General features: G+C 56.1%; 5 protein-coding genes. 2 read left to right on the top strand and 3 right to left on the bottom strand.

Annotated features, from left to right (window positions below):
- Positions 1-632: 632 nt before the first annotated feature.
- Genes NG895_RS17060 through NG895_RS17050 form a run of 3 tightly spaced genes read right to left on the bottom strand, consistent with a single transcriptional unit; the run spans position 633 to position 6549 of the window.
- Positions 633-2177, bottom strand: coding sequence for a TolC family protein (locus tag NG895_RS17060; protein ID WP_252853726.1), 1545 nt, complete (start codon positions 2175-2177; stop codon positions 633-635).
- Positions 2137-5436: an efflux RND transporter permease subunit gene (locus NG895_RS17055; protein WP_252853725.1), complete on the bottom strand. Its 3300-nt coding sequence runs from the start codon at positions 5434-5436 to the stop codon at positions 2137-2139. Before NG895_RS17055 ends, NG895_RS17060 begins: the two co-directional genes overlap by 41 nt.
- 12 nt (positions 5437-5448) lie before the next feature.
- Positions 5449-6549 carry an efflux RND transporter periplasmic adaptor subunit gene (locus NG895_RS17050; RefSeq protein WP_252853724.1) on the bottom strand — a complete coding sequence of 367 codons (1101 nt, stop codon included), beginning with the start codon at positions 6547-6549 and terminating at the stop codon, positions 5449-5451.
- 372 nt (positions 6550-6921) lie between these two features.
- Here NG895_RS17050 and NG895_RS17045 point away from each other — a divergent pair, with 372 nt between their 5' ends.
- Together NG895_RS17045 and NG895_RS17040 are read left to right on the top strand one after the other, a co-directional pair.
- Positions 6922-8289 (top strand): two-component system sensor histidine kinase NtrB, encoded by a 1368-nt coding sequence (locus NG895_RS17045; protein ID WP_252853723.1) that lies wholly within the window; start codon positions 6922-6924, stop codon positions 8287-8289.
- Positions 8290-8368: 79 nt separating this feature from the next.
- Positions 8369-9733: a sigma-54-dependent transcriptional regulator gene (locus tag NG895_RS17040; protein WP_252853722.1), complete on the top strand. Its 1365-nt coding sequence runs from the start codon at positions 8369-8371 to the stop codon at positions 9731-9733.
- Positions 9734-10139: the final 406 nt, after the last annotated feature.

The following is a 10139-nucleotide window of genomic DNA, read 5'->3' as shown; positions in this document are numbered from 1 at the left end:
GGCGTGTAGACGCGGTCCTTCCACGCGAACTCAATCGCGGCCAACGCCGGAGGGATGCTCTCGTCACAAGACACGTTTGTGAAAGGCAGCTCCCCGTCTTGACGGAACTGGCGCCGCAGGAATCCGAACTGGCTTCCAAACCAACCTTCGCTAGAATATCCCATCCTTGGGCCTCCTTGCCGTTGACGGACGTGTCGTTACATCCGTCTACGAAAGCGAGGCCTTTTTGCATATGTCATTGTATGTCAATAAATTGCGGCGTTTCCAAGCGCCATTCAGTGCATCGCCCAACGGTAATTGCGATTCCGACTTCGGTGCGTCGGTCCTTTTCATCGACCGCATTTCGATAAACCAACTGAGCGGCGAGAGGCCTCCCGTGATCTGAATGAGGCATGTCCGGAAAGATGCCCGGCCAGAGAGCAGGGCGTGTCGGTGACGCTTTCCGCTGGCTACTTCGCCAGCACAAAGCATCACTGCTCACGAAGATGCCATTCGAGTCCCCGGGCAACTGCAAAAGCTTGCTGTTGCTGGTTGCTTTGCAGGTGCCGCGGGGCCAATGAATGTATCGACTTGTTCTTGAGTCGAACTAAGGTAGAACTGATAGAACGATCATAAGTCAAATTGTTGACTTGCTATCCCTCCTCGCTGTCGAGAAGAAGGGCTTCCTCCTCGGGCACGGTGAGTTCTTCGCTGACCAGGAATCCGGCCGGTCCAGCGGTTCGGCCGCCACCGAGGGCCTGGTAAGCGTTGACCACCGCGGCCAATTGTTGCTGCTTGGTTTCGATCAGCACCATCTTGGCCTCCATCATGTCGCGCTGGGCGAGCAGCACTTCCATGTAGTCGGCGCGGGCATTCTGGAACAGTTTCGTGGCGTTGTCGACAGAGGCTTCGAGTGCGGCCAACTGCTGCTTCTTGATTTGAATGCTCTTGCCGTAATTGTCCACTTTGGCCATCCGATTGATCACTTCGGTATAGGCGTTGAGTACCGTTTGCTGGTAATTGTAGACTGCCTGAATCTGCATGGCGTTTGCGGTGCTGTAGGCAGCTTTGATGGCCGCCCGGTTAAGGACTGGAGCCACCAATTCGCCGGCCGTTCCGTAAATTAGAGATTCGGGGCTGCGGAACAGGTAGTCGGTGTTAAACGCCTCGTATCCTACTCCGGCGGTGAGTGTGAGCGACGGATAGAACCGCGCGCGGGCCACTTTTACGTCGAGCCCCGCGGCACATAGTTCGCGCTCCGCCTGGCGAATGTCGGCACGATTGCGCAGAAGTTCTGACGGATACCCCACGGCCAGCGAGTGCAGGTTGAGATCGATGTATTCGGTACTCATCCGATCCACTGGTTGAGGATAGCGACCGACCAGGAAGTTAATACGGTTTTCGACCTCGACGATGTCCTGCTGGATGATCAGCTTCTCACTCTGGTTTTTGCGAACCTCGGCTTCGAAACGTTGTACGGCCAGTTCGGTTTCGCGAGCAAACTCCTTCATCGACCTGGCGGTCTTGAGGCTTTGCTCTTGAATCTCGATGGTCTTGTCGAGCGTCTGCAGTTGGTTGTCTAGAGCCAGCAGCTCGTAGTAGTTCTCAGCAACTTCGGCGACTAGTCGCGTGACTACATAGTTCTGTCCGTCGCGGGTGCCGAGGTAGCGATACGCTGCGGCGTTCTTGGCGTTACGGAGCTTCTTCCAGATGTCGATCTCCCACGTGACGTCGGCCGCCAACAGAAAGTTGGGCAACGGGTCGGGAAAACCTTTGCCTGGCGCTACGAGAAGTTGATCCTCAACGGCACCGGCACGTGTGAATCGGCTGGCCTTGTCGAGACCCGCAAATGCCCCCAGCGAGACGAACGGAAAGTACTCACCGCGCCTCGACTGAACCTCCAGGCAGGCAATGCGAACTTCCTGCCGCAGGATGTTGAGTTCCTGATTGCCGACCAATGCCTGGTCGATCAGGTCGGTAAGCACCGGGTCGTCGAAGAACTCACGGTAGCCGAGCTGAGCCGAGTTGTCCGAACTAGTGGCGCCGTTGTAGGTGTCGGGCAATGGCTGGCCTTTTCTGGCGCAACATATATCGGGAATGCAGCACCCCGGCGACACGACCAGGATGCAGCCGACGATCGCTATGGCAAGTGCGAGTTTACTCCCCTTCTCGTTCGAATAATTCGCTGAGTGGGTCATAATGTTCATCCTTGATTAAGTGACGATTGTCCGCGATCCTTGCGAACAAATAGTACAGCCCGGGGATCACGAGGACCCCGATCACCGTACCCACCAACATGCCGCCAGCGGCGGTTGTGCCAATGGTTCGGTTTCCAATAGCGCCAGCCCCAGTGGCAATAACCAGCGGGATGAGGCCGGCGATGAAGGCGAAAGAAGTCATCAAAATAGGGCGGAAACGCAGTTTCCCCCCTTCTACGCCTGCGTCCTTTAGGCTCATTCCTTCCTGGCGACGTTGTACGGCAAACTCGACGATCAAGATTGCGTTTTTGCCTAACAGGCCAACTAACATGACCAAGCCAATTTGGGCGTACACATCGTTCGACAGTCCCATTAGCTGCAGGAAGTAGAACGAGCCAAACACCCCAATCGGCAGCGATAGAATCACGGCCAGCGGGATGATGAAACTCTCGTACTGTCCGACCAGCACCAGGTACACGAAGGCAACGACAATCAGGAAAATATAGACGGACTCATTCCCTCTCTCCGCTTCGTCGAACGACAGGCCTTCCCATCCCAGGCCGAAACCTTGAGGCAGCGTCTTATCCGCTACTTCTTTGATGGCTTGGATTGCTTGCCCGGTGCTGTAGCCGGCGGACGGGGCACCTTGGATGGCTGCCGAGGGATAAAGGTTGTAGCGGGTGATTTCATTCATGCCCTGCTGTTTCTTGAGCTGCATGAAAGCGGAGTAGGGAACCATCTCGCCACCCTCGTTCTTGACAAACATGTTCTCAAGATCATCGGGGTACCGGCGAAACTCCGGCGCGGCTTGAACGTATACCTTGTAGAACTGATTGAACAGGACGAAGCCCTGTTCGTAGGTGCTGCCGACGACAATGTTCAGGTTGTTCAGCGCCTTCTCGATGGAGACGCCTTTCTGCATCGCGACATCGTTGTTGATAATCAGCTCGTATTGCGGATAGTCGCTCGAGTAGAACGTGAACAGGTTCTTCAGCTCTTTGCGTTCGGCCAACGCAGCCATGAATTCGTCCGTTATTTTGCCGAGTCGCGCGTAATCGGACGTGTTCGTTTTATCCAGAAGCCGTAGCGAGAAACCACCTGCCGCACCGAAGCCGGGAACCGCTGGAGGCTCGAAGAATTCGACTTTCACGTCGGTCATCTCCTGGCATTTCTCCTCAAACTCCTCGATGATTTCTTGTGCCGTTCGCTTCCGCTTGGACCAGTTTTTTAAGTTAATGATGCAGGTGCCGGCGTTCGAACCGCGGCCTTCTGTCAATACCTCGTATCCAGCAAGAGAGGTGACGGAGGTGACCTCGTCAAATTTTTCCGCAATCCTCTCTAGTTCCTGCGATTTGGCATTAGTGTACTCGAGCGTGGACCCTGGTGGTGTTTGAATAATACCATAGATGGTGCCCTGGTCCTCGCCCGGTATGAAGGCCGTTGGTAGCTTGGCATTGACAAAGTAGATTCCCCCGCACGCTGCAGCGATCACCAGGGGAGCAAGCACTTGTCGCGAGACAATCCTGCGAAGAATTGCTACATAGCTGCCAGTGATCTTCTCCATGACGTACTCGAACGGTCGCCGCACGAGCGGAACGAGCACGATCAGAAAACCGGCAAGGCCCCACAATTCGTAGGCCACGTAAGTAACTCCCGCCAGCACCAGCAGCGCTCCGAGTCCCAGCAAGAGCTTCGTAAACAGTCCACGACTTTTCTTCTCCGCCCCGTTAGTGGCCGGCCCGCTGGAGTGGGCGGGGGGTCTCAAGATGATGGCACACAGCACCGGAGTGAGCGTAAGGGCCACGATGCCGGAGAGGATGATGGAGGTCGCCATCGTGATGCCGAATTCGCGGTAGAAGGTTCCCACCGGCCCGGTGATGAAGGTCACGGGAACGAACACGGCCGTCATCACCAGGGTGATGGCAATGATGGCGCCGCTGATTTCGTGAACGACTTCCATGGTGGCGCGATAGGGGCTGAGGTGCTTCTCATGCATCTTGGCATGCACCGCTTCGACCACCACAATCGCGTCGTCCACGACCACGCCGATCGCCAGCACCATGGCAAACAGAGTAATCAGGTTGATCGACATACCGAAGAGCTGCAGTACAAAGAAGGTGCCGATCAAAGACACCGGAACCGCCAATGTCGGGATGAGCGTCGATCGCAGGTCTCCCAGGAACATGTAGACCACCAGAGACACCAGGATGAACGCTTCGAGCAGGGTGTGTAAAACTTTTTCGATGGATGCGTCCAGGAATTCTGAAACGTCATAGGCAAATTGATAATCCATGCCGTCAAGGAAAGACTCGTCCTTGATCTCCTCCAGCGTTTTTTTGACCTCCTCGATCACGTCGGCCGCATTGGATCCCGGGCTTTGCTTCAGCACGATTGAAGCCGCAGGATGGCCATTCACGTCCGAGTAAATGTCGAAAAACTCAGATCCTAGTTCGACCTTGGCCACGTCCTTCAGCCGCAGAATCTCACCTTCGGCAGTCGCCTTGAGGATGATGTTTTCGTACTGCTCGGGCTTGTTGTAGCGACCAACGTAGGTCAGAACGTATTCCTTCGTTTGGGAAGTCATGCCGGTGGCCTGGCCCAGCCGTCCCGGCGATCCGATAATGCTTTGCTCCTCCAAGGCCTTCATCACGTCTTCCGACGAGACGTCGTAGGCCCGCATCCGCTCGAGATCGAGCCAGACTCGCATGGCGTACGTGCGGTTGCCGAGGTTAACCGGAATACCCATGCCCTTGATCCGCTTGATCACGGGCATGATCTGGTTGTTGGCGAAGTTGAAGAGGAACTTCTGATCGTGACTGGGGTCGGTGCTGAAGATGTTTACCTTCATCAACATGCTCGGTACAACCTGACTGACGAGGATGCCCTCGCGCTGCACCAACGGCGGCAGCCGGTTCATGACGATGTTGATCCGGTTTTGTACATTAACGACGTTGATGTTCGGATCGGTGCCCGGCTCAAAGAAAATGCGGATGGTTGCTTCACCGGCGCTGGTCGCATCCGAAACGATGTACCGCATGTCCTGCACGCCATTGATCGACTGCTCGAGCGGAATCAACACCGAGTCGACCAGCACGTTCGCACTGGCACCAGGATAGGCGATAGAAACCTGAACGGTCGGCGGCGCCACCGAGGGGAACTGCTCGATAGGCAGCGTCTCAATGCCCAGTCCCCCGAGGAAGAGAATGAGCAGTGATATGACGATGGCCAGCGCCGGTCGGTGGAGAAACTTTGTGAACATCTGCAGCGATTCCTATTCAGCCTTGTACTTCAAGTTGGCAAGAACCACTTCCGGCTCACTGAACTCGTATTCCACTTCCTCTCCGTCACGAACCTGGCGGACCCCATCGAGTACGATCTTGTCGGTGGCTTTCAGGCTTCCGTCGACCACGAAAATGTCTTCCATTTCGTGCTTTACTTTGATTTCGTGTTGATGCACGATGCCTTCATCATCGATCACATATACGTAACGCTTGGCCAGGATTTCGAAGGTTGCCCGTTGTGGTATCACGATGGCGTCCTTCTCCAGATGATTGATCAAGATAGTGCCGGTCTGACCGTGACGCAGGATGCCATTGGGGTTCGGGAAGTCCGCTCGGAAAGCGATGTTGCCGGTCTCGTTGTTGAAGTCGGCTTCGATGGCACCGATTTTTCCCTGCTGTGGAAAGATCTTGCCGTTCGCCAGTTGAAGGTCAATCTGCATTTCATCCTGGTCGTGATTCTCGTGCTCTTTGTACTCCAGGTAGCGGGCTTCCGGCACGTTGAAGTACACCCACATCACGCTGTTATCGGACAGCGTGGTGAGCATGTCGCCTTCCTCGATCAGGCTGCCTTGTTGGTGATGCAGACGGTCGATCATGCCGTTGAATGGGGCTTTGACGTCGGTGAAGTTCAGCTCGGCCTTCGCCAACGACACTTGAGCGAGCGCCTTATCGAGTTTTGCTTTGGCCAAAGCCACTTCTTTGTCCGAGACGACGTTGTCATCGAATAACTTCTTGGTGTTGGCAAATTCGATCTTCGCCAAATCCGCCTCTGCCGCTTCTGAGTCGAGCTTGGCCTGGTAGAGTGTCGGCAGGATCTTGAACATCAGTTCGCCTTCGGTTACCAACTGGCCCTCGTTCACCGGGATCTTTTCCAGGTAGCCGGTTTCCAAGGCACATATTTCGATATGGCGAATCGAATGGATCTGGCAGACGTATTGCTCTGTGGTCGTGACGTCTTCCACTTTGGGGCTGGTGACAACGATGCGATGATGCTCTTCGTGGTGTTCCTCTGCCTCCTCGAGCTGGTGGCACCCGGGCAGGACAAGGCCGGCAACGGCCAGAACGGTAGCTAGGGAGATAACGGATTTCATAAAGGTACTTTTCAATGGATGCCTTGCGGGAAGGCTTGATCGCCTGGTGGGGGGAGGGGGGATAGTGGGCGGGGCGCGGCGCGGTGGCTGCCGCTTCTGCGAGCACTGATGGTAGACCCACCCCAGTCGGCCAAGCCCCGGCGGGTGAGTCCTGCTTTGGGTCATGCGTTACGGTAATTACAATTGCATCTGTTGTATCGACCAAACATTTTCAGTGGACTTAGCTCAGCTTCGGTAAGTCGACGAAAGCCGCCAAGCTACCTAAGCTCAAGTGGTGACAGCACTTCGGCTGGCTCTCGAACCAATATTTCTGCAACTGGCTGCATGACCTCTGCAAGCAGTTGCACGAACGTGCATGCATGGACGACGGTTATGTTTCATGAAAATCAGCCTTCACAGGGCATCGCTCCGCGGTGGGCCATCGCTGGATTGGCGTTGACGAGCTTGTCTGCATTGCTGGTTACGGCTTGGATCCTGATGGATTTCTCTAGGGAGATTGAGATCCTCAAGCAACTTTCGAGCCACTTACCCGCAAGTGACTTGCCAGAAGCCACCGAACTGGCAGGGAATTTGCGTTTGCAGTGGCGATTGGCCGTGGTCCTGGTTCTGAACACGGTTGCCTTGAGCGTGGCCGTCGTTTTGCTTGTGCGAGCCTATATCAGCAGTGAAAGCTCGCTCAGGGTGACAAAAGTGCTGGCTACGGACATCCTCGCCAGCATCGATCAGGGCATCATCACGACCGATCAAAATGCGGAGATCCTCAGCATCAATCCTTGCGGTGAATTGTTGCTGTGGCCTGCGGAGGATATGGAGGACCAAAACCGCCGAGTGTTCCCTGCCGCTCACCAGACACTAGCGACGATTTGTCAGAAAGTACTGCAGACGCACGCCAGCATTCGCGACAAGGACTACGTGGTGGAAAACGACGGCCATGCACAGACTTTGCGAGCCGGGTGCACGCTGCTGCGGGACCACCGTCATCGGTTGATTGGTACGGTAATCCACGTTCGCAATGTGACCGAGAAGGTGCTAATCGAGCAGCGGCTGCTGAGAATGGAACGCTACATGAGCCTCGGATCGCTGGCGGCAGGATTGCAGCACGAAATCAAGAACCCGCTCAGTGCGCTGACACTGCACGTGCAACTGCTGCGGGAAGGATTGGAGGAGGGCAGACCGTCCTCGGAAACCCAGGCCACGCTCGGAGTTTTGGAGGAAGAGACGCGACGCATCACCAGGGTGCTGGAAGGCTTTCGGGATTTTGCCTCGGTCGACAAACTAAATCTCTCCCCCGTGAACTTGCGGTCGTTCGTCGAGAAGGTGATTCGCCTCGTCGGGCCTCAGGCGGAGCGAGCAGGAGTTGAAATCAGCCTCAAGTGGCCCGACGAAGAGATGCCAACGGTCTCGCTCGATCCGATTCGCATGGAGCAAGTGCTGTTGAATCTGGTGCTTAACGCCATGGCCGCGATGCCGGGCGGAGGCAACTTGCAGATTCAGGTGGACGAAGACAACGACTTTATCGCCCTGCAGGTGATCGACAGCGGCAGCGGCATTCCGAAGGATCTGCAAGACAAGGTATTTGATCCATACTTTACGACTCGCAACACCGGCACAGGCATGGGACTTGCTATTTGCGAGAAGATCGTCCGACAACACAACGGTATCATCGACTTCGAGTCTGGGTCCCATGGCACAACTTTCACGATCACTCTCCCCGCACAAGCCCACCAACCAATCACTTGAATCGCAGCCGGCAGCAAAGGCGGATTGCAACCAAGCCCTGGCCGGCTGGACCGACAGTTTCTCCACGAGTTTATCAATCATGAACGATGCGAATTTTGGCATCCTGATCGTTGACGACGAGCCGAACATTCGCTCCGGACTGGAAAAAGGACTCACCAAGGAAGCTGACTTCATCGCACAGGCGGGCGATGCGGACGAAGCGCTCGAGATGTTTCGAAAGAAGCCGTATCAACTGGTGATTGCTGACGTCCGTTTGCCGAGCGCCATGAACGGACTGGAACTGCTCGAGCGGCTATTGCGCAGCCGGCCTCAAACCAGCGTGATCGTCATCACGGCTCACGGCACAGTGGAAACCGCCGTTGAGGCGATGAAGTTGGGAGCCTTCGATTTCGTTACCAAGCCGCTCGACCTAGAGCTCATCCGCCAGCAAGTTCGCAAGGCGCGGGAGCATCACCGCCTGCAAGCCGAGGTGCACGAGTTGCGGACCCGCCTGGCCGACGTCGGCGAAGTGACGGGCATTATCGGCAACAGTCCCACGATGATGAATCTGCTGCGAGAGGTGCGTCAGGTTGCCAGAACCGACGCCACGGTGATGATCTGCGGCGAGAGCGGTACCGGCAAGGAACTGATCGCCCGCGCACTGCACGACTTGAGCGACCGCAGTGAAAACACGTTCGTCCCCGTGAACCTCGGCGCGCTTCCCGAAACGCTGCTCGAAAGCGAACTGTTCGGCCACGAGAAGGGCTCGTTTACCGGCGCTTCGCGGCAGAAGCCGGGGTGTTTCGAACGCGCGGCGGGTGGTTCGCTGTTCCTGGATGAGATCACCGAGATCCCGGCCAAGTGCCAGATCGACCTGTTGCGCGTGCTCGAGACGCAGCAGTTCACTCGCATTGGCGGCGAAGAGGTGATGCAGGTCGACGTGCGGCTGATCTCCGCCACCAACAAGCTGGCGGCAGAAGAGGTGGAAGAAGGGGTGTTCCGTGAGGATCTCTACTATCGGCTGAACGTGGTGCCCATCAATCTGCCACCGCTTCGGCAGCGTCGCGAGGACATTCCGATGTTGATCGAGCATTTCCTCAGTCGCTTTTGCCAGAAGCACAACCGCCCACCCAAGAAGCTATCCGCAGATGCATTGCAGCAACTCGTAGCCGCGCGGTGGCCAGGCAACGTCCGCCAGTTGCGGAATGTAGTCGAGCGACTGGTGGTGACCGGATACTCCGACACGATTCATGCGGACGACATCCCTGCGGAACTCAATCCTACAACCGCCGGCGCGGATTCTGCACCTCCTTGCACGCTGGCGGACGCCGTCGAGGTGGCAGAAAAGGCGACCATTCAGACGGCCCTCGCCGCTTGTGGGTACCACCGAGAAAAGACTGCCAAAATGCTCGGCGTGAGCGTGCGGACACTGCACTACAAGATGAATCGTTACGGCTTGTATTGAAAGACGGCCCAAGCAATGCCAACAAAATACGCGTCTGAACTTCATCAGCTCAGACGCGTTTCATGATGTCAGCTCGTGCATAGCTAATTGCAATGGTGCACGTGGCTGTGTGAAGGCGATTGGTGGTGCACGAAGGCCATCCGACCGAAGTGGGATTGCGCCGCACACGCAACGCCACTTGCGCTGGCAACCGCCGCCAGAACCACCAATGACATTACAAGCCGTTTCATGTGAAGGTCCTCCAGTTGCCTCAGGGGTAAATTCACCTGAGTTTTGTATCCGAAATTCGGTCGAACTGCGTTCGACTCAAGCGAATGTCGGAACGATTAACAGCAAGTGCACTTGGCGTGCCAGACCACTGAACCGTCCATTGCAACCTTGCTGCTTCCGGCTGTAGATCACGGCA

This window comes from Aeoliella straminimaris (assembly GCF_024054565.1).
Lineage (GTDB): Bacteria > Planctomycetota > Planctomycetia > Pirellulales > Lacipirellulaceae > Aeoliella > Aeoliella straminimaris.
This window is presented reverse-complemented; position numbering and strand designations above follow the sequence as displayed.